The sequence below is a fragment of the Sorangium sp. So ce426 genome (genome assembly GCF_051475585.1).
Lineage (GTDB): Bacteria > Myxococcota_A > Polyangia > Polyangiales > Polyangiaceae > Sorangium > Sorangium cellulosum_B.
The window spans coordinates 12,198,196-12,219,069 of sequence record NZ_CP150341.1; the positions used below are offsets into that span (position 1 = coordinate 12,198,196).

The following is a 20,874-nucleotide window of genomic DNA, read 5'->3' on the forward strand; positions in this document are numbered from 1 at the left end:
CGATCGCAAGGACGCCGGCGCGGGTCACGCGCCGGCGTCGTCGGACGACACCCGCACCTCTCCCTCGGCCACCGTCCAGAGGATCGACGTGCAGCTCCGCCCGAACGCCCTGTCGTGCGTGACGAGGAGCAGCGCGCCCGGGTAGTCGGCGAGGGCGCGCTCCAGCCGCTCGATCGAGGGCAGGTCGAGGTGGTTGGTCGGCTCGTCCAGCACGAGCGCCCACGCGTGTTGCCCGAGGCCCAGCGCGATCATCAGCTTGCGCGCCTCGCCGGGCGACGGCCGCGCCGACCCGAGCAGCGGCCCCGGCTCCACCCCGAGCGCGGCCACCAGCGACATCACCCGCCCGCGCTCCTCCGGAGGGAGGCGCCGCGCCCTCGCGAGCAGCGCCTGCTGCTCTGCCTCGCCGAGCTCCTGCGGCACATGGAGCACCTTGTCCGCCGGCACGCGCGCGCCGGCGAGCAGCGCGTTCACCAGCGTGGTCTTGCCAGCGCCGTTCGGGCCCGCGATCCGGATGCGGTCCTCGCGGCCGACCGAGAGCCGCACGTCCCGCAGCAGGGGCCGCCCCTCGCGCTCGCCGCCGGCGTGGATCCGGGGCGCGTCGAGCACGAAGAGCCACGGCGCGGGCGATCGGTCGTAACCGACGAACACGCTGCGGCCCACCGCCTTCTCGAGCTCGAGCTCTCCCGCCTCGGCCGACACCTTCTCGAGCTTGCGCCGGGTCACGCCGACGTTGCGCGACAGCCGCGCTTCGGCGGAGGACACGCGGAAGTCCGCGAGCAGGCCCCGGGCGTCGCTGTCGCGCGGGCCCTTCATCCGCCGCTTCGTGCTCCGGTCCGCGTCGGCCGAGGCCTGCGCCCGCCGCTCGTCGCCGAGGCGGCGCCGGAGCTGCCGTTCCTCGGCGCGCAGCCGCTGGTGCGCCTCCTCGCGCCCGCGCGCCTCGGCCTCCCAGAGCGCTTTTGCCGCGCTGTACCCGCCGGGATAGAGCCTCGCCGCGGCCCGCTCGACCCGGATCGTGCCGGCGGTCAGCGCGTCGAGGAGCTCGCGATCGTGCGAGACGCACGCCCCGATCCCCTGGAACCCCGCGAGCGCGCCGGCGAGCAGCGCCCGCGCGTCCGCGTCGATGTGGTTCGTCGGCTCGTCGAGCAGGAGCAGGTCCGGCGCCGCGGCGAGCGCCGCGCCGATCTGCCACCGCTTGCGCTCGCCGGGCGACAGCGTGGCCCAGCGCCCGAGCTCCGCCGGATCCAGCAAGAGCTCGCCGCGCAACCTGCGCGCGGCGCCGTCCTCGGCCTCGGCCAGCGCGTGGATGGCCGCGTCGGCGTGCTCCACGGCCTGCGGGCAGACCGCGACGGTCGCGCCCCGCGGATCGAGCCGCAAGCTCCCCGCCTCGGGCGCGAGCTCGCCGGCGAAGAGCCGGAGGAGCGTCGTCTTGCCGGCGCCGTTCGGCCCGACGATCCCGTACCACCCCGGGGTCAGGCACAGATCGACGTCCGCGAGGATCGTCGACGCGTCGGAATAAGAGAAGGAGAGGCGCTGCGCGCGCAACAACGACATACGAGCTCCTGAATCCTGAGGGCCACATGGCCCGGTCACGGGACGGGCAGGCTGCCTCGCGCGGCCAGGGAGCAGGGATGCCACCTGTCGCGCTCGCGACCTGCGACGGAGACCGATTCAGGAGCTGATCTTCACCGGAGCACTCTCCTCTTGCGTCAACCGTGCTCTCTAACAGACGGCCGAGGCCCACGCAACCGCCGCTCCGCGGTCGCGGTCGCTCCTCCCGCGCTCCTTCTTCTTGTTCTTCTTCTGCTTCCTGGGTGCCTCCCGGCGCGCTCACGCGGCCAGGAAGCCGCCGTCGACCGGGATCGCGCCGCCGGTCACGTAGCCCGCGCCCTCGGAGCACAGCCACAGCGCGGCGCCGGCGATCTCGTCCTCGGTGGCCATCCGCGCCATCGGATGCTGCGCCACGAGCGCCTGGACCAGCTCGGGCGCGAACGCCTCGGCCTGTTGCATGGCGGGCGTGCGGGTGACGCCGGCGCAGAGGGCGTTCACGCGGATCCCGAGCGGCGCCACCTCGAGCGCCACCGAGCGCGTCATCCCGAGGACCGCGTGCTTGGACGCGACGTAGGCGTGGTGCGCCGGCTTCCCGGCGACGCCGTAGATGGAGCTCATGTTGACGATGGCGCCCCCGCCCGACGCCAGCATGGCCGGGATCTCGTGCCGCATGGCCAGCCAGATCCCGCGGGCGTTGGTCGCCATCACGTCGTCCCACACCGCCTGATCGGCGCGCTCGAGGCGGGCCATGTCGCCCCCGACGCCCGCGCAGTTCGCCGCGAAATCGAGCCGGTCGAAGCGCCTCGTCGTCTCTTCCACGGCGCGCTTCATCGAGGCGTCGTCCCGCACGTCGGTCTGGACGAACAGCGCCTGCGCGCCCTCTCGCTCGAGCGCGGCGCAGGCCCGCTGTCCGGCGTCGCCGTCGCGCGCGGCGATGGTGACGCGCGCCCCTCCTCGCGCGAACGCGCGCGCGGTCGCGAGGCCGATGCCCGAGGTGCCCCCGGTGATGAGGGCGACCCGTCCGGCGAAGTCGTAGGTGATCATGAAGCTCCCTTTCCTGGTGGAATCACGCGGTGCTCGCGCCAAGGCCGCGCTGGATGAACTGGACCGCCTGCTGGGCGAGGCGGCGGCGGCGCTTCGGGCCGAGCTGCTTTCGCAGCGCGTCGGAGGCCAGCACCTCGTGGAGCTCGGCCCCGAGCTCCTGGAGCACCGCCTCGGTCAGCCCGGGGCCGATGACGGCGGCGACCAGCCGGGTCGCCACCTCGAGGCTCGTGTCGGTGGAACGGACGGCGCCGCTCGCGACGCCCTCCTCGAGCAGGGCCCGGAGCTCCGCGGCGCCGGCCTCGCAGATGGCCTTGTGGAGGCCGCGGACCTCGACCGTCGCGCTCGGGTCGGCGGCCGCGGCCGACAGGCGGGCGAGGCGCGGGTGCTCCACGAGGAACGCCATGCCGCGCTCGATGTGGACCTCCAGGCGAGCCCAGAAGTCGCCCTCCAGGCACGCGGCGCCGAGGAACGCGCGCTTCTGCCGCGGCACCTCCTCGGTCAGGAGCCACCGGTAGAGATCGAGCTTGTCCTCGAAGTACTGATAGAAGCTCCCCTTGGGGATGCGCGCGCGGCGCGCGATCTGCGAGAGCGAGGCCTCGGCGTACGGGCGATCCGCGAACTCGGCGATCGCCTCGCGCACGAGGCGGTCCCGCCGCTCCTCGGGCAACCCAAAGAACGTGCTCTTCGGCATGCGACCGGTCAGTCATATGACCGGTCGGTCGCATCGTCAAGGCGGGAGCGGGCGCGCCCCTGGCCGCTGTTCAGCGGTTCAGCACCGGGCACGCCCTGAGCACGACGAAGGAGATCCCTGAGCACAACCCGGGAGTGCCCAGAGCGTGACCCCGATCCCAAACGGACCTCATCCCAAACGCGCCTCCGGCGTGGGTCGGCGCGCCTCCGCAGGAGGTGTGGTTCCAGGGAGAGGCCCCCTCGTTCGAGGTCACGAGATCGAGCCGAGCGTGACATCGAGCGACGCGCATCATGGAGGACGGCGCTGGGAAGCGTGACAGCGCTCCGCTCGAGCGAGGCGTTCATTTTGCATAGCGGGCCGGCGCACGCTCGTGCGGCCGTGCATTCCTGCAATGCACGTCACATCGATGGCGAAAACCTTCGCCGTCAGCATTCCAGGTCGACGCCGCGGGCGTTGGCGCCGGCGTACGCCTGCGGCGTTCTCGTTTCCACGGCTCGCTCCATCCGGAGCGCAGCGCGGGCGGCTCCGGGTCACGCTCCATGCCTTCACGGATGAAACCCGAGTCGACTGCATCTTGCATTGCTGCACAGCCGCTCGCGATAGACGACGTCGATCATCCAGAGATCATTGCGCTCATCGATCGCAACGCATCTCCAGCGGATGGCCATCGAGGTGTTGCTCGGGGGCAGTCGATGTTCTCGGCGCCTGCTGGCGCGGCGCGGGCCGCAGGCGCTGAAATGTATTTTTATTCACGCGGCATGTCGTGGCGGCTCGGCCATCGTATTGAAGTGTTGGAAGATTCGTTGTCCTCGGGTTTTTGATCACGACGAGGTCGTCGTGTGAAGTCCGCAAATAAGAATACAGTTGCGCATTCGTCCGCATGGTATAGGATGCTGTCATCAGATGGAGGAGCACCCACGAACCATCGGACCCCTGCAGCCATGAAGAGAGCCTAGCGGCTCTCTCGCTTGCTCTGGTCTCATGATGCACCGGGAGATGCCCTGGAAGCAGCCCAGGCGCTCGTGAGTCGCATGCTCGCATCCTGGCGAGCGCAGCGACGACCGAGGAGTGCAGCCGTGTCGTGCGGACGCCGAGCGTTGGCTCGGGCCGCGTGGCGGCTGTTCAGCGCCCTGCTCGCGGGAGAAGCGCCCAGGTGACCACGCGCTGGAGCATCGCGGAAACGCGGCTTGCGGGTTCCGTTTCGTCCTCCTTTCAGCGCTAGGGGCCAGCTGCCTCAGGGCAGCACCGAATCGACGCCGTCGCGTCGCCCAGCGCGCCATCCGAGGCAACAACCCACTCCAGGCTTATCGACGTGTGCCGCCACGGCGTTGCGGCTGCGTCCTGCCTTCGCCACAGGAAGAGCGCAATGACTCGACTTAATTTGTTCGCCCCCGAGGTCCGAGAGAACCCGTACCCCTTCTACGCGGCGCTGCGCCGCGAGTCGCCCGTGTGCCAGGTGGACCCCAACGGGATGTGGGTGGTCACCCGGTACGATGACATCGTGGCGGCGTTCAAGAACACGCAGGTGTTCTCGTCCGCGGGGCTGCGCATGGCCACCGAGCCTCCTTACCTGAAGCGTCAAAATCCCTTGTCCGGATCCATGATCCTCGCGGACCCTCCGCGGCACGGACAGCTGCGCAGCCTCAGCAGCCGTGCGTTCACCGCCAACATGGTGAGCACGCTGGAGCACCACATGCGATCCATGGCCGTGCGGCTCACGGACGGCCTGGTGCAGCGTCGTGTCGTCGAGTTTATCTCCGAGTTCGCGAGCCGCGCGCAGGTCAGCGTCCTCGCCAAGTTGATCGGATTCGATCCAGGGCTAGAGGAGCACTTCAAGCGATGGGCGACTGACCTGGTCATCGTCGGCGTCATACCTCCGGAAGATCATGCGCGGATCGCCGAGGTGCGCAGGACCATCGATGAGATGGAGCAGTACATGCTGGGCCTGCTGGCGAGCCGCCGGCGTCAGCTGGAGAACGATCTGGTAAGTGAGCTGCTCCGGTCTCGGAGGGACGACGATGGCATCACGGACCAGGACCTCGTGTCCCTCCTCTCGCTGCTCCTCGTGGCAGGGCTCGAAACGTCGACATCGCTGATGACCCATATGGTCTTGATCCTCGCCCAGCGGCCGATGTGGATGGATCGCCTGCGTGCGGAGCCCGCGCTCATCCCGCATTTCATCGAGGAGGTCCTGCGCTTCGAGGCGCCTGTGCATGCCACGATGCGACTGACCGTCACCGAGACGGAGCTCGGCGGTACGCGTCTGCCCGCCCACGCCGTGGTCGCGCTGCTCATCAGTTCGGGTCTGCGCGATGAGGCGAGGTTCCAGGAGCCGGACCGCTTCAACCCAGAGCGTGGCGATCAGGCCAACCTGGCATTCGGCCATGGCGCCCACTTCTGTCTCGGGGTCTTCCTGGCCCGGGTGCAGGCCCGCATTGTGCTCGAGGAGCTCCTGCGTCGATGCCACCGCATCGTGCTTTGTACCGACCGTCTCGAGTGGCAAGCGGCTCTCAACACGCGCTCCCCGTTGGCGCTGCCCATCGAGGTGATCCCCGTCTCCACCATCGCCGCACGTGAGGCGCCGGTCGTCCAGGGGATCTGGTAGGGCCATGCTCTCGTCGTGAGGATGCCTCTACTCTATGGAAACGTCTTGTGGCGGAGTTCGTCATGTCATCTGATCGAACTAGCGTTGTCGTCAGCAAGCGCGACGCTGGTGGATTCGAGTATCCGTTTGCTGCGTCGTGTCACCCCGGGAGAGAGGTCGCGGAGCAAAGGACCCTGGCGTGGGTTCGCCGGTTGCGTCTGGTGCCAGACGGTCGGTCGCTCTCACGTCTCAAGGCGACGAACTTCTCCCACCTGGCGGCGTGGCTCTTACCGTCCGCGAGCACGCAGACGCTCCAGCTGGCATCGGACTTCACGGCCGTGCTGTTCCTCCTGGATGACGCGTACGACGAGGGGCAGCTCAGCACGGACCCGGAATCCGTCGAGTGGCTCAATGAGAAGTACCTGGGTGAGCTCTTCGGGTACACCGAAGCGGACATGAGCGATCCCCTGACGCGCGCGATGCTCGATGTACGTGAGCGCATCCGACGCAGCCATCCGCACTTCTTCCTGAATCGGTGGCTCTCGCACTTTCAGTACTACTACGAGGCCAACCTGTGGGAGGCGAATAACCGAAAGCAGATGAGGGTGCCGCATCTTGAAGAATATTTGATGATGCGGCGCTACAGCGGCGCTGTCTATACCTACTGTGACCTGCTCGAGCTGCTGCTCGAGCGGCCGCTGCCGCTCGAGGTCGTCCAGCACCCGTTGATTCAGACGGTTCGAGACATCTGTAATGATATCCTCTGCTGGACGAACGACTACTTCTCGCTCGGGAAGGAGCTGACCAACGGCGAGACGCACAACCTCATCGTCGTCCTCCGGAACGAATGCGTGAGCACGCTGGAAGAGGCGATCGACCGGCTCAAGGACATGCACGACCGCCGGGTCGCGGAGTACCAAGGCGTGAAGGAGAAGGTGCTCGCGCTCTGGGCGGACGACGAGATCCGCCTCTACCTGGACGCGGTCGAGGCCATGATCGCCGGGAATCAGCGCTGGGCGCTCGAGGCCGGTCGCTATTCTGGACTAGAAAGTTTGATCGTGCGCGCTGGATGAAGGCAAGACGGTCTACCGGGCGCGTGCCTTGCGAAGGTCTCGCCCGGCGTCACGGGCGCGCTGCGAGAAAGGGGGCTCCCTACGCGTGCAATCTCGTCGCCGTCCGACGCATCGCGTAGGCGATACCCGCCTTGAGATTGGAGCGGGTCTCTATCGAGCCGAGGTCCACGCCGAGCGCGACCAAGCTCTGCGCCACCGCAGGGCGGAGCCCCGTCAAAATGGCCTTGCTTCCGAGCAGTCCCACCGCCTGGGCCAGGCTCATCAGCCTGCTCGCGACGCTCGTGTCCACGCTCTTGACCCCCGTGACATCGACGATCACGACCTTCGCGGAGCTGGACGCGACCCCTTGCATCGCGGTTTCAATCATCTGCGCCGCCCGTCTCTCATCGATGGTCCCGATGATCGGCATCACCATGACCTGATCGGTGATCGGTATGCAGGGCGTCGATAGCTCGAAGAGCCGATCCCGCTGCGTCTGAATGATGGCTTCCTGCATCTGGACGCGCTCTTCCTGCAGCCGGACCCGCTCGCCCAGCTCCACCTGCAGCTGGTCGTTGACGTCGCGGAGCTGCTCGTTGGACAGCCGGAGCTCCTCCGTGCGCGCGGCGACCTCCTGCTCGAGCCTCTCGTAGAGCTTTGCGTTCTCGATGGAGATCGCGATCTGCGTGGAGAGGAGCTTCAGGAGATCGAGGCGATTCTGCGTGAATACGCCGGCGGACAGGTTGTTCTCGAGATAGAGCACGCCGACGAGCCGATTCTGACGGATGATCGGAGCGCAGATGACCGACTTCGGGCGCATCTCTCGGATGTAAGGGTCGGCAGAGAATCTGGCCTCCTCCTCCGCGTTGTCCAGCAGGATGGCTTTCTGGGTACGCTGCACGTAGCTGATGATCGACAGCGGCGCTCTGCTGAACGAGACGACGGGCGCGGACTTGAGCACGTGAACTTGCTTTGGTTGAAAGGTCCCTTCCACCTCGACGAAGAGGGCATCGCCACGCGCCACAGCCAGCATGCCGGACTGCGCGCCGACGTTCTCCAGCACGATCGTCATGAGGTTTTCCAGGAGCCTCTCCAGGACGATCTCGCTCGCCACGGCGTGCGACGCCTTGACCACGCTGAGCAGATCCAGGACCGCGTCATCGTGGGTGGAGGTCACCGTCACCGACGTCGATTGGTCTGGCCTCCCCTCGAGCCTCAGGTGAGGGAACGCGGCGACGAGGCTCTGGCACTTCGCATCAGCGCCCCACAGCGCATAGCCACGGTAGGCCATCGTCATGTAGTGCTGAGCGATCTCGCTCCGACCCATTCCCCGATAGAACGACGACGCAAGCTCGCACCCTAGCGCCTCTTCCTGGATGTATCCGTGCTGTCGAGCTCCCTCGATCGCGCGATCGTAGAGGGCCATCGCCTCGATCATCGAGCGGCTCACGCGGGCCAGCTCCGCGCTCACCAGGTCGTGCTTGTGCTGGCTGTTCTCCGGAGCGTGGCGCGCCCACATCCCGAGCTTCTGCTGATTCGCGTCCACCTTGGCGAGCGCCGCGTCTTGCTCCTCCTTCGTGAGTCTATCGAACGCAGCGAGGACCGAGAGCGAGCTGTAGAGGTTCTGTTCCACGACGGTGGCAAACCCCACCGCATCCTGGTACTCCTCTCCGGCGCGAAGGCACTCGTAGGCGAGCTTTGGCTCGCCGAAATAGTAGAGCATCATGCCCTTCGCCAGGTGCAGGCAAAACAGCGATGTCCTGTTGTGCTCGAGACAAGGGATCATCGACGTTTCGTCGAAGCTCTCGCCGACCAGCCGCAGCTTCTCTGCAGACGGATCTCGGAGGCTGCGCACGAGCTGCTTCCAGATTTTTACATAATACAGCGGATACTGCTGCTTGAGCTTCAGCGCTAGCTCGATAGCATGTGTCATTCGCTGCTCGGTCGTTCCCAGATCCTCCCCAGAAAATAAGGAGTATGTGGGGTGCTGACAGGAGCTGTATCCGGCGTATTCGATGTCTCCTGTCTCCAGCCCGACCTGGACCGCGTGGCGCGCCGGTTCGATGGTCTCCTTCAGGTGCCGCTTCCAGTGATGAATCGCGATGTAATGGAGGGTGTAGATCTTGGGTTCGAGCTCGATCGCCCCGAAGCGATGAGTGAGCTCGATCGCGAGCTGGCCGAGCGCGAATCCATGATCTATATTGTTCATCACGCTGCACTGAATATGGCCGTAGATCGCAAAGGCGTATGCTGCGGAAGGTGAGATTCCGTGCTGTACGCATATTTCCATCATGGTGAATGCGATCAGCGGAACGACGTGGGGCTTTGTCAGGACGGCCGCTGGAAAGGCAGAGACGAGGATCCGGTTCGCGGCGAGCATCCTCCGATCGGAGAGCACCGGCAGCTCCGCCAGCCGAGGTATGTCGATGTCAACCGGCGGCGCCTCGCAGAGCGGCACCTCCAACATGGCGAGCACAGTCAGGGCGATGTCGAGAGCATCCGCCAGTCGATGCTGCGACATGTGGAACTGAATACGGGTCTCGTAGACCCGGATCTTCTCCAGCACGTCCCTCGCATGGTCCACGACGATCTTCGCGCACGCCTCCGCGCGGTCGAAGTTGATCGTCAGGTACTCCAGCTCGACGAGATCCGTGTAGATGGCGAGCGACAGCTCGTGGTTCGTCTCCCACGAGTCCTCGGGCAAGAACGCGGCGGCCGCGCGGAGGCACTGCACGCCGGGGCCGTACGCGGTGGAGCGCCTCGCCTTCTGCCCGGCTCTCAGGTTGAGCGTCGCGGCCTCCTCGCGCTCCTGCCTGTCCACGATCATCTTTGCCCCCATGTTGAGGTGCATCACGATGTCGTAGATCCGGTCCTCGACGGACGCGGGAGGGCTCTCTCCGAGCATGAGCCGCCCCAGCTCCAGGTGGATCCGCTCCTGCTCGCCCTCCGCGAGCAGCTTGTAGGCCGCCTGCTGCACGCGGTCGTGGAGGAACTTGAACGTGACCGCGTCCTCGTCCGCGTCGTCGAGGAAGCGCGCGATCCCGTACTCACCGTCGACGGGCACGACGAGCCCTGCGTCGAGCGCACCCCAGAGGTCCTCGTCGGTCGCGCGCCGGTTCTTCTGGTGGATGAGGGCGAGCATCCTCAGATCGAACTGGTTGCCGATGCACGCGGCGAGCTTCAAGACCCGCTGCGTCGCCTCGCCCAGGCCCTGTATCCGGCGGACCATCAGGTCGACGACGTTGTCCGCGACCTCCATCCGCTGGATGTCGGCGATGTTCCATCGCCAGGCGCCCGTCTCCGAGCTGAAGCGCAGGTGGCCTTCGCGGCAGACGCTCTCGAGGTACTGGATGGTGAAGAACGGGTTCCCGTGCGTCTTGGCGAAAATGACACCCGAGAGCTCGCGACACTCCTCCCGAGGCGCGTCGAGCGTGTCCGACACGAGCTGGTTGACGTGATCGGGCCCGAGCGGCGCCAGCGTGATCGTGCGCACGCGGGCCTCGCTCTTCCGGAGCGCGCCCAGCATCATCGTCAGCGGGTGCGCGTCGTCGACCTCGTTGTCGCGGTACGACCCGATCAGCAAGAGGTGGCGGATGTCCGGATCCTCGAGGAGCACGCTGAGGAGGTTCAAGGAACCCGTGTCGGCCCACTGGAGATCGTCGAGGAACAGCACGAGCGCCCGCGTCTTCAGCGCGATCGCGCCGATGAAGTTCCGGAACGTCAGGTTGAAGCGGTTCCGCGTCTCCATCGAGCCCAGCGCCGGGACGGGCGGCTGCTCGCCGATGATGAGCTCGATCTCCGGGATCACCTCGGCGATGACCCGCCCGTTCGGAGAGACCGCCGCGAGGATCCTGGCCCTCCAGTCGGCGAGCTCATTCCTGCTCTCCGTGAGGATCTGCCGGACGATCTCCCGCAGCGCCGCGAGCACGGCCGCGTACGGGACGTTGCGCGTGAACTGGTCGAACTTGCCGGCGGCGAAGTAGCCCGCCGCCTTCGCGATCGGCTTGTGGATCTCGTTGACGACCGCCGACTTGCCCACGCCGGAGTAGCCGGCCACGAGGACGAGCTCCGAGCGGCCGCCCTCCACCGCCTCCGGACCAGACCCGCTGATGTCCCTGAAGGCCGCCATCAACGCGCCGACCTCGCCCTGCCGGCCGTACAGCTTCTGCGAGATCTGGAGCCGCGTGGGCTTGTCCCTCCTCCCCGGCACGAAGTCCGCCGCCGGCGCTCCGTGCTCCAGCATGTCGAGGCAGGCCTTCAGATCGGCCTTCAGGCCGAAGGTGCTCTGATACCGCTCCTCCGCCGTCTTCGAGAGCAGCTTCATGATGACCCGGGAGAGCGCCTCCGGGATCGCCGGCCGTATCAGGTGCGGCGCGACAGGCGTCTTCGCGATGTGATGGTGCACGAGCTCCAGCGGATCCGTCGTCTCGAACGGGAGGCGCCGCGTCGTGAGCTCGTAGAGCGTGACCCCGAGGGAGTAATAATCCGAGCGGAAGTCGATCGACCGGTTCATCCGGCCCGTCTGCTCGGGCGAGATGTACTGCAGCGTGCCCTCGCCGACCGACCAGGGGTCGACCACCGCCGCGCGCTCCCCAGGCAGGAGCGAGGCGATGGAGAAGTCCGTGAGCTTCGACGTGCGCACGTCGCTGTCGACGATGATGTTGCTCGGCTTGATGTCCTTGTGGACGATGTTCCGCTCATGGATCGCCCCGAGCGTGTCCGCGAGCTGGAGCGCTATCCTCACCGCCTGCGCGAGCCCGACGCCCTGCCCATTGCCGTCGATGATCGCCCGCAGCGAGCGACCGGCGAAGTACTCCATCACGAGCGCGGCGTAATCGAGCCGGACCTCGAGCTCGTGGACCCGCACGACCCCATCGAGGTCGAGGTGCTTCGTGATCTCGTACTGGCGCTTCAGGATCGCCACGTTGCGGGTGCCATTGACGCCCTTCCGCGCGACCTTGATGACGCACATCTTGCCCGTGCTCTTCTTCCGGCCGAGATAGACGCTGCTGCGAGCACCGTCGTGCAGCGTCTCGAGCAACTCGTGATTCAACAGCTCCACCATGACGGCGACCCCCTGGAGTGACAGGGCTACTTGCCCAGCGCGGCGTTCAGTCGGTATCTCGGTCCGTGTCAAGCTGCAGTCCCCCGCTTCACGGCAGCTCCTCGGGGCGCTAGATTCAAGGACGGCGACAGGCGGTCGCGCGATCCGCCGAGGGAGCGAACGTGCTCGGCGGGGCGCATCGCCCTACGCAATCGAAACGGACGGGTTGTGTCAAGGTCGAACCGCCGCGGGGCCGCGCGCCGATCGAGCGCTCACGGCTGGCTCCGCCACCGAGACGCCGCGCGTCAGGCCCTCCCTGAGGCGCGGCGCTTTTCCTCATCGATAAGCGAGATTGAAATGAGCAACGATCGGCCCCTGACGGAGAAGTAAGGAGACGCCTGACCGAGTGACCGCTGCCATGTCGTCCCGACAACATGCGTCGCCCGGCGGGCGACAACGTGGGTCGGGTGGGTCGGTCGACGCGGGGGTGGCGCGCTGTCGAGGCCCCCACGCCGCGGCGCTCCCGAGCGCGCCGCGGCGCCGGTCTGCCGGTCCAGAGCAGGCCCTGGAGCCCGCCCCGTTGTGGGATGGGCTGGTGTCGCGTGAGCCGATGTGGGGAGCGGCGCCCCGCCGGCGCTACTTCCCGGCGGCCGCCTCGGAGCCGGGTCGCCGAGGCTCCCGCGCGCCGGCGAACGCGGCGCCCTCGCGGCCGATCGACGGGGCGTCGGCGATGTGCCCGCGGTCGTCGAGGGTGTGGCCCATCGCGCCGAGCGCGCTCCTCAGCTCGTCGGGGAAGCCGCCCTTCTCGACGAACAGCTTGTCGGGGTAGTCCTGGTGGTGGAAGCGCGGCGCGTTCACGCCCGTGGTCACGTCGAAGCCGAAGTCGACGACGTTCGAGAGGATCTGGAACACCGCGGTGAGGATCGTCGGGCCGCCCGCGGCGCCGAGCACGAGCTCCACGCGGCCGTCCTTCCCGGTCACGATCGTCGGCGACATCGACGAGAGCATGCGCTTGCCGGGCGCGATGGAGTTGGCCTCCCCCTGCACCAGACCGAACTGGTTCGGGGTGCCGGGCACGGTGGCGAAGTCATCCATCTCGTTGTTCAGCACGAAGCCGGCGCCGGTCACCGTCACCCCCGAGCCGTACCAGCCGTTCAGCGTCGTGGTCAGCGCGACGGCGTTGCCCTGCGCGTCGACCACCGAGAAATGCGTCGTGTGCGGGCCGCGCCCGCCCGAGTCCTTGACCGCCGCGCCGCGGGCGAGCTCGTCGGTCGGCGTCGCGCGGTCCGCCGCGATCGTGGCGCGCTGCTTCTCGGCCCACGCGACCGAGAGCAGCTCCTCCACCGGGTTCTTCACGAAATCGGGATCCCCGAGGACCTCGTTGCGCGCGAGGAACACCCGCCGCATCACCTCGGCGACGACGTGCACGTGCGACGGCGAGTGCCAGCCGAGCTTGGCGACGTCGAGCCCCTCCAGCTGGTGCGCGATCATCGCGAGGGCGAGGCCGCCCGACGACGGGAGCGGCATGGATGCGACGCGGCGCCCGCGGTACTCGAACACGATGGGCTCGCGCCACTTCGCCTTGTAGCCCTTGAGGTCCGCGGCCGAGATGATGCCCTTGCCCCGCCGCATCTCCGCCACGAAGAGCTCGGCGGTCTTGCCCTCGTAAAAGCCCGCGGGCCCCTTCTCCGCGATGCGCTCGAGCGTCGCCGCGAGCTCGGGCGATTTCCACGTGGCGCCGATCTCGATGGGCGCGCCGCCCGGCAGGAACAGCGCGACCGACGCCGGGAAGCGCTTGAGCTTGCCCGACGCGGCCTTGACCGTCGTCGCGAAGTTCTCGTCGACCGAGAAGCCCTCCCTCGCGAGCCGGATCGCGGGCGCGACGAGCTCGGCCCAGGTCTTCTTCTTGGAGCCGAGCTTGTCGTACGCTTCCCAGAGCCCCGCCACGCTGCCGGGCACGCCGACCGCGAGGTGGCCGACGCGCGCGCTCTCCGTGGCCTTGCCGTCCTTGCCCCGGTACATGCCGTGGGTCGCCTTGCCCGGCGCCGTCTCGCGGAAGTCGAGCGCGTGCTCCTTGTCGCCGACGCGCGCGACCATGAACCCGCCGCCGCCGAGGTTGCCGGCCGTCGGGTGCACAACGGCCAGCGCGAACGCCGTCGCGACCGCCGCGTCGACGGCGTTGCCGCCCGAGGCGAGGATCTCCGCGCCCACCTTCGTGGCGAGGGCGGCGTCGCTCGTGACCATCGAGGGGCCCCGCACCGGCGGCGCGCCCTCGGGGTAAGGCCACCCGGCGGGGAACCGCGACGCCGGCGCGGCCGGCGCGGCCGGCGCGGGCGCAGGCGCCGAGGCGGGGGCGGCGTTCGGCGACGGGGGCGGGGGAGGCGCGGGCGGCGGGGGCGGGACGGCTGCCTCGCAGCCCGCGAGGAGGACGACGGCGAGCAATCGATGCCAGGCGCGGAGCTTCATCGCGGCGGCTTATAGCCCAGGCCCCGCGCCGCTCGAAGACCAGAGGCGCGGCCGCGCGAGCGCGGCCGGAGGGTTCTCCACGGTGATCCGTCACAGCTGTTCGGGCATCTGCTGATCAGCTGTACCGCTCTCTGGCGAACGGGAGAGCGACGCGCCGTACAGGGCGCGTGGAGCATGGGCTCGTACCGAGGCGCCCGGGGACGCCTCCCGGCGCCGCGAAGTGATCGGTCTTGGTCGTTGGCTTGGGGGCTTCGCCCCGCTTGGGTATGATCGGCCCCGGATGTTTCCGACGGAGCCCGCTCCCGAGACGATTGGGGCCTACAAGATTCTCCGGCGCCTGTCCGGTTCTGGGCCTACCAGCGTCTATCTCGGGCGACTGGATGGGCCGCTCGGGTTTCGCCGCGTCTGCGTGCTGAAGCTCGTCCCGAATACCGCCGAGGGGGATCCGCGCTTCGCCGACGAGCTCGCCCGCGAGGCGTCGATCTGCGCGACGATGAACCACCCGGCGATCGTGCGGATGTTCGACTTCTTCGAGCACGCCGGCCGGCTCGTCCTCGTGCTCGAGCACGTCGAGGGCGTGAACCTCAATCGGCTGCACCAGCACCTCGCGGCGCGGCAGCAGAAGCTCGCCGACGCGGCGGTCTACTACCTGGTCCACTGCATCGCCGGGGCGCTCGCGCACGCGCACGGGTCCGTCGACGAGCACGGCAGCCCCACGCCGATCATCCATCGCAACCTCCACCCGGAGAACATCGTGATCGGGTGGGACGGGCAGGTGCGGCTGACGGGGTTCGGCATCGGCAAGATCCTCGGGCGCACGCCGGACACGATCGCGGGGGTGGTCAAGGGCGCGCCGGGCTACATGGCGCCCGAGCAGGCGCGCGCCGAGCGCGTCACGGTGAAGGCCGATATCTATGGCGTGGGGCTCCTGCTCTGGTCGTTGCTCACGGGGCGGCGGCCGCCCGCGGACGGCACGCGGCCGCAGGCGATCGCCACGATCCGGCCGGAGATCCCGCGCCCGATCGTGGCGCTGCTCGACACGGCCCTCGCGCCGGCGCCGGACGATCGGAAGATCACCGTCCACGAGATCGAGCAGGCGCTCGCGAAGGTCGCGCGCCCGGAGAAGGGGAAGGCCGAGCTCGTGACGCGCGTGCAATCGGCGCACGCGACGATCGAGATCGAGGACGCGGACCACGAGGAGGACCGGCGGCCGACGATCCCGGTCAAGGGCAAGGGAGGTCAGACCGCGAGGCCCGCGGCGGACGCGGCGAAGCGGCTCGCGAAGGATCTCTTCGCCAGGGATCAGGCGGCCAGGGACGGCGGCGCCGCGAGGCTGCGGACCCCCGGCGCGCAGGCGAAGACCGCGCCTCCCTCGGCGGGGGCGTCCGAGGCGCTGCTCGGCTCGGCTCGGCAGGACGGCAAGGCGCCGATCGGCGCGCCCGAGCCGATCACGATCCCGGTGCCGGCCTCGTCCGAGGTGAGGGGCGACGGCGCGAAGGGCGCCGAGGGACGAAGGCCCGCGCTGCCGGATCGCGAGACGTTCGGCCGCCTGTTCGAGGCGTCGAAGCGCGCGGCGGAGCGCGACGCGGCGGCGGCCGACGACGGGCCGCCGGCGGGCGGGCCGCCGACGTTGACCGAGGTCGATCCGATATTCGAGGAGGACGGCACGACGATGCCTGGCACCGGCGCGGAGGTGGCCCACTTCGTGCCGACCACGTCGGTGATCCCGGAGGCGATCCGCTTCGGCCCGCCGCCGGCCCTCCCGGCGGATCTCGCGCCCGCGTTCCTGGGCGCGCCGCCCAAGCCGCCTTCCGGCTCGCCGGTGACCCCCTCCGGCGTGACCGTGCCGATGGGCGCAACGGGCCTGACGCCGCCCGGGGTGACGGTGCCCGTGGACGGCTCATCGGGCCTGACGCCGCCCGGGGGCGTGCCGTACCCGAGGCCGAGCGCGGGGGGCCGCGGCGGCTCTCCGGGGGAGTCGTCGCCCCCGGCGGGCGCGTCGTCGCGACGCCCGCGGCTGCCCGGGCTGCCATGGCAAGTGCCGCGCTCGCTGTCGCCTGTCGGGACGATCGCGGTGTCGGCGATCACGGCGACGGTGGTGGCGGGGCTCTGGATCTACGTGGCGCGGCGGGAGCCGCCCGAGCCGGCTGTCCCTGCCGCGGTGGAGCTGGCGCCCGCGCTCGTCGAGCCCGTCGCCGCGGCGGCGTCCGCGGCGAGCGAGTCGCCCCCGGTGAAGAAGGCTCCTGCCGGGAAGGCGCAGGCGGCGAAGACGCTTTCAGCAAAGGAGGCCGCGGCGGCGAAGGAGGCTGCGGCGAAGGAGGCCGCGGCGGCGAAGGAAGCCGCGGCGAAGGAGGCTGCGGCGGCGAAGGAGGCCGCGGCGAAGGAGGCCGCGGTGGCGAAGGAAGCCGCGGCGAAGGAGGCCGCGGCGGCGAAGGAGGCTGCCGCGAAGGAGGCCGCGGCGGCGAAGGAGGCTGCCGCGAAGGAGGCCGCGGCGGCGAAGGAGGCCGCGGCGGCGAAGGAGGCCGCGAGCCAGGCGCGGCAGGGGGGCAATCCTGCGTCGCTGCCCAAGGATCAGGGCCTGATCACGGTGGGGTTTCCGCAGCCGGGGGCCGTCTACATGACCGGCAAGTACGCGGGGGACGTGAACCAGGCGCTGGCCGTGCGCTGCGGCCGCTTCTTCGTGCGCGTCGGCCGGGCCGGGAAGACGAAGTTCCCCGAGTGGCTCAGCGCGGGTGTGACAGCGCAGGTGCCGTGCCAGGGGGCCACGAGCATCGATATCAAGCCGAGCGCACCGCCGAAGGCGAAGAAGAAGCGGTAGCGCCGGGGCCCGCCGCTCAGGCGGCGTCGATCGTCCTGAGCAGGGCGTCGAGCTCGAACGGCTTGCTGAGCACCTCGCGCGCGTGCGTCGGCATCGGCTGCTTGATGTTCGACGCCGCGGTCATGATGACGACGGGGATCTCCTCCAGCGCGGGGATCGCGCAGAGCTCGTCGCACACCTTCCAGCCGTTCATCTTCGGCATCATCAGGTCGAGCAGGATCACTCCGGGCCGCTCGCCGTCGAGGAGCCGCTCGAGCGCCTCTCGCCCGCTGAAGAAAGGCGTCGCTTCATAACCGAGGTCGCGCAGCGTCTCGGCCAGGGTCGTCGCCAGATCCACGTCGTCATCGATGATCAGGACAGACTTGTTCATGTAGGAAGAGGGCGTTCGCTGGTGAAGGTGGGCCAACGTCGAGGCCGCTCGGCGCGGAGATGCTGCCTCGCTGCCACAACATTGCATGGGCTCCCATGGCATTTGCTAGTAGGACGCCGCGCAGCCGCAAGGAGAAACGCGGCAGAGCCAGGCACATGCGCTCGCCTTGCGCGCCTGTCCGGCCGCTTCAGCGCGGCGCGGGGAGCACGTCCCGCGCGTGCGTCGGCCCGCGGCCTTGCTCTATGCTGTGGCGCCATGCTTGACACGCGGGAGTTGCCGCTCCTCCGGGCCCTCGCGGGCCGGTACCCGACGACCGAGGCCGCGCTCTCGGAGATCGGCCATCTGCGGGCGATCCTGTCGCTCCCGAAGGGGACGGTGCACGTGGTCAGCGACGTCCACGGCGAGCACAGGAAGCTGAAGCACATCATCAACAACGCCTCGGGGAGCCTGCGGCCGCTGGTCGAGCGGGTCTTCGGCGGCCGGCTCACGGCGGCCGAGGAGCGCGCGCTGCTCTCGGCCGTCTACTACCCTCGCGAGAGTCATGCCCGCGTCGCGTCCCGCGGCGAGGCGGAGCGGCGGGCCTTCCTGATCTGGACGCTCGCGCGCGAGGTCGAGGTCATCCGCGCGCTGTCGCTGCGCTACACGCTCCGCCAGGTGGAGGCGGCGTTCCCGGAGGACATGCGGGGCCTGCTCCGCGAGCTCGTGTCGGCGCGCGCCACCCTCGGCGAGGGCGGCTACCTCGACGCGCTCATCGATCCGTTCGTGCAGCACGGCCGCGAGATCGAGATCTTGCGCGCCATGGCGCGCGCCATCCGGAACCTGACGGTCTTCGAGCTCGTGGTGGCCGGCGATCTCGGCGATCGCGGTCCCCGGCTCGACAAGGTGATCGAGTACCTGATGCGCCAGCCGCGCGTGCGGGTCGCGTGGGGCAACCACGACGTGAGCTGGATGGGCGCGAGCCTCGGCCAGGAGGCGCTCATCGCCACGGTCGTCCGGCTCTCGCTGCGGTACGGGCGCCTGTCGCAGCTGGAAGAGGGCTTTGGCATCTCCGTGGCGCCGCTCGATCGGCTCGCGCGCACGGCCTACGCCGACGATCCGGCGGAGCGCTTCGCGGTCCGGGGCGAGGGGCTGCGCGACGCCCTGCTGATGGCGCGGATGCAGAAGGCGGCGGCCGTCCTCCAGTTCAAGCTGGAGGGGCAGCTCTGCCGGCGCCGCCCGGAGTACGCGCTCGAGCACCGCTGCCTGCTCCATCACATCGACGCGCGCGCGGGCACGGTCGCGATCGACGGCGAGGTGTTCCCGCTGCTCGACGCGCGCTTCCCGACGCTCGACCCCGGCGATCCGTACGCGCTGACGCCGGACGAGGCGGCGTGCGTCGCCCTTCTGAAGGAGTCTTTCCTGAGGAGCCCGGCGCTGTCTCGCCAGATGCGCTGGATGGTGCAGCAGGGGACGACGTGGCTCAGGCGCGACCGTGCGCTCATCTTCCACGGCTGTGTCCCGGTGGACGGCGAGGGCGAGCTCCTTCCTTTCGTGGTGGACGGCGAGGCTCGCCGCGGCAGGGCGCTGTTCGACGCGCTGGAGCGGACGGTGCGCCGGGCCTTCCGGGCGGGCGCGCAGGAGGACGTCGACATGCTCTGGTACCTCTGGACCGGGCCGCTCTCGCCCATGTTCGGCAAGGACCGGATGACGACGTTCGAGTCGTATTTCGTCGCCGACGAGAGGACACACAGGGAGACGAAGAACCCTTATTTCCACCTGATCCACGACGCCGCGTTCTGCGGCCGGGTGTGCCGCGAGTTCGGTGTGGACGAGGAGCGCGGGCTCATCGTGAACGGGCACGTGCCGGTCCGGGTCGAGCGGGGGGAGTCGCCGATCAAGGCGTCGCGCCGCGCGGTGACGATCGACGGGGCGTTCTCGGAGGCGTACGGCGACAAGGGGTACACGCTCGTGCTCGAGGCGAGCGGGGCGCGGCTCGCGCAGCACCACCATTTCACGTCGGTCGAGCAGGCCGTCGAGGCGGGGGAGGACATCATCCCCGTGATCTCCGACGTGGAGGTCTACGAGGCCGAGCGCCGGGTGGGAGACACCGAGAAGGGGGAGGAGCTCGAGCGGGAGATCGAGATCCTGGAGCGGCTCATCGAGGCGTATCGAGACGGAGCGCTCCTGGAGCAGCCGAGGTGAGCTGAGGCGCGGCGGGGCCGCCGCGCCTTGCCAGGTCACGGGAGCTGGCCGTCCGTGATCCAGTCCTCGAGGGTCTTCTGCTCCGCCGCGGTCAGGCAGGCAGAATTCGCGGCGTCGAGCGCCGGGTCGCCGGTGCATCCGCGGTTGCGCGGCATGCGGTTGGCTGCGTCGGGGTCGTGGATGCGGATGACGGTGCACGCCCCCTGCGTCCTCGGAGGCTCACCCGCGCCCACGGCGCACTGGGTCGAGCTCGAGGCAAGCCGCGAGGACTCGTAGGTGATGGAGAAGCCGCTGGCCGGCGGGGGATCCGTGCGGGTGTGGCAGGGCGAGCACTTCGCCAGCAGGATCGGCTCCACGTCGGCCCACCGTACGGGCTCGCTGTCATCGCCGCCCGCGCCGCCCTCGCCGCCCGCGCCGCCCTCGCCGCCCGCGCCGCCCTCGCCGCCCGTGCCGGGAGCGCCGCCCTCACCGCCTGCGCCGCCCGTGCCGGGAGCGCCGCCCTCGCCGCCCGTGCCGGGAGCGCCGCCCTCGCCGCCAGCGCCGCCCGTGCCGGGAGCGCCGCCCTCACCGCCTGCGCCGCCCGTGCCGGGAGCGCCGCCCTCGCCGCCCTCGCCGCCCTCGCCGCCCGTGCCGGGAGCGCCGCCCTCGCCGCCAGCGCCGCCCGTGCCAGGAGCGCCGCCCTCGCCGCCCTCGCCGCCCGTGCCGGGAGCGCCGCCCTCGCCGCCAGCGCCGCCCTCGCCGCCCGTGCCGGGAGCGCCACCGGTGCCGCCCTCGCCGCCGCTGCCGTTGGTGGTGCCGCCGCCAGTTCCTGCGCTGGTGCTGGTGGAGGTGCCGCCGCCGGCCTCACCGCCTGCGCCGCCTGAGCCAAAGTCGACCTCGTCGTCACCGCACGCGGCGAGCGCGAGGAGCAGCGTACCGGTGGTCATGAAGAGACGAATGGAAGTACGGGGGATAGAGACCATGCGCGGAGAATAGGCACGTGCAGTCTCGCGGGTAAATGCTGCCGCACAGACGACACGATTCTATCATTGCTCCCTTGACGGAATATGCTTCCGCTGAATCGCGACGGCGGACGC

General features: G+C 69.5%; 12 protein-coding genes. 5 read left to right on the forward strand and 7 right to left on the reverse strand.

The features are described 5' to 3' along the window. Positions 1-24 precede the first annotated feature (24 nt). From WMF44_RS45820 to WMF44_RS45830, 3 genes are all read right to left on the reverse strand, one after another. The gene (locus WMF44_RS45820; RefSeq protein ID WP_437296352.1) at positions 25-1,551 is read right to left on the reverse strand and encodes an ATP-binding cassette domain-containing protein; all 1,527 of its coding nucleotides are present in this window, start codon (positions 1,549-1,551) and stop codon (positions 25-27) included. 276 nt (positions 1,552-1,827) lie between these two features. Continuing rightward, a complete protein-coding gene (locus tag WMF44_RS45825) occupies positions 1,828-2,592 on the reverse strand; it encodes an SDR family NAD(P)-dependent oxidoreductase (protein WP_437296353.1) in 765 nt (254 codons plus the stop codon). A gap of 22 nt (positions 2,593-2,614) precedes the next feature. Next, on the reverse strand, positions 2,615-3,283 hold the full coding sequence (locus WMF44_RS45830; protein WP_437296354.1) for a TetR/AcrR family transcriptional regulator: 669 nt from the start codon (positions 3,281-3,283) through the stop codon (positions 2,615-2,617). A 551-nt stretch (positions 3,284-3,834) separates the two neighbouring features. Here WMF44_RS45830 and WMF44_RS45835 point away from each other — a divergent pair. The 3 genes from WMF44_RS45835 to WMF44_RS45845 all read left to right on the forward strand — a co-directional run bounded on the left by WMF44_RS45835 (position 3,835) and on the right by WMF44_RS45845 (position 6,940). After that, a complete protein-coding gene (locus tag WMF44_RS45835; protein WP_437296355.1) occupies positions 3,835-4,104 on the forward strand; it encodes a hypothetical protein in 270 nt (89 codons plus the stop codon). Positions 4,105-4,664: 560 nt separating this feature from the next. Then, positions 4,665-5,888 carry a cytochrome P450 gene (locus WMF44_RS45840; RefSeq protein ID WP_437296356.1) on the forward strand — a complete coding sequence of 408 codons (1,224 nt, stop codon included), beginning with the start codon at positions 4,665-4,667 and terminating at the stop codon, positions 5,886-5,888. Positions 5,889-5,935: 47 nt separating this feature from the next. After that, positions 5,936-6,940, forward strand: coding sequence for a terpene synthase family protein (locus tag WMF44_RS45845; RefSeq protein ID WP_437296357.1), 1,005 nt, complete (start codon positions 5,936-5,938; stop codon positions 6,938-6,940). A 79-nt stretch (positions 6,941-7,019) separates the two neighbouring features. On the opposite strand, the gene WMF44_RS45850 is transcribed toward WMF44_RS45845, so the two are convergent. Beyond that, entirely contained in the window at positions 7,020-11,960 is a 4,941-nt protein-coding gene (locus WMF44_RS45850) for an AAA family ATPase (protein WP_437296358.1), read from the reverse strand. 639 nt (positions 11,961-12,599) lie between these two features. Next, positions 12,600-14,429 carry a gamma-glutamyltransferase gene (ggt, locus tag WMF44_RS45855; RefSeq protein ID WP_437296359.1) on the reverse strand — a complete coding sequence of 610 codons (1,830 nt, stop codon included), beginning with the start codon at positions 14,427-14,429 and terminating at the stop codon, positions 12,600-12,602. Between the two features lie 280 nt (positions 14,430-14,709). Between ggt and WMF44_RS45860 the strand changes: the two genes are divergently transcribed. After that, entirely contained in the window at positions 14,710-17,247 is a 2,538-nt protein-coding gene (locus WMF44_RS45860; RefSeq protein ID WP_437296360.1) for a protein kinase domain-containing protein, read from the forward strand. A gap of 16 nt (positions 17,248-17,263) precedes the next feature. Here the strand turns inward: WMF44_RS45860 and WMF44_RS45865 are convergent, their stop codons facing one another. Continuing rightward, complete coding sequence (locus tag WMF44_RS45865) at positions 17,264-17,617, reverse strand: response regulator (protein ID WP_437296361.1); 354 nt, start codon at positions 17,615-17,617, stop codon at positions 17,264-17,266. A 255-nt stretch (positions 17,618-17,872) separates the two neighbouring features. Here WMF44_RS45865 and WMF44_RS45870 point away from each other — a divergent pair, with 255 nt between their 5' ends. Further along, positions 17,873-19,798: a fructose-bisphosphatase class III gene (locus WMF44_RS45870; RefSeq protein ID WP_437296362.1), complete on the forward strand. Its 1,926-nt coding sequence runs from the start codon at positions 17,873-17,875 to the stop codon at positions 19,796-19,798. A gap of 35 nt (positions 19,799-19,833) precedes the next feature. On the opposite strand, the gene WMF44_RS45875 is transcribed toward WMF44_RS45870, so the two are convergent. Beyond that, positions 19,834-20,724, reverse strand: a complete 891-nt coding sequence (locus tag WMF44_RS45875; protein ID WP_437296363.1) for a hypothetical protein — start codon at positions 20,722-20,724, stop codon at positions 19,834-19,836. Between the last annotated feature and the right edge of the window lie 150 nt (positions 20,725-20,874).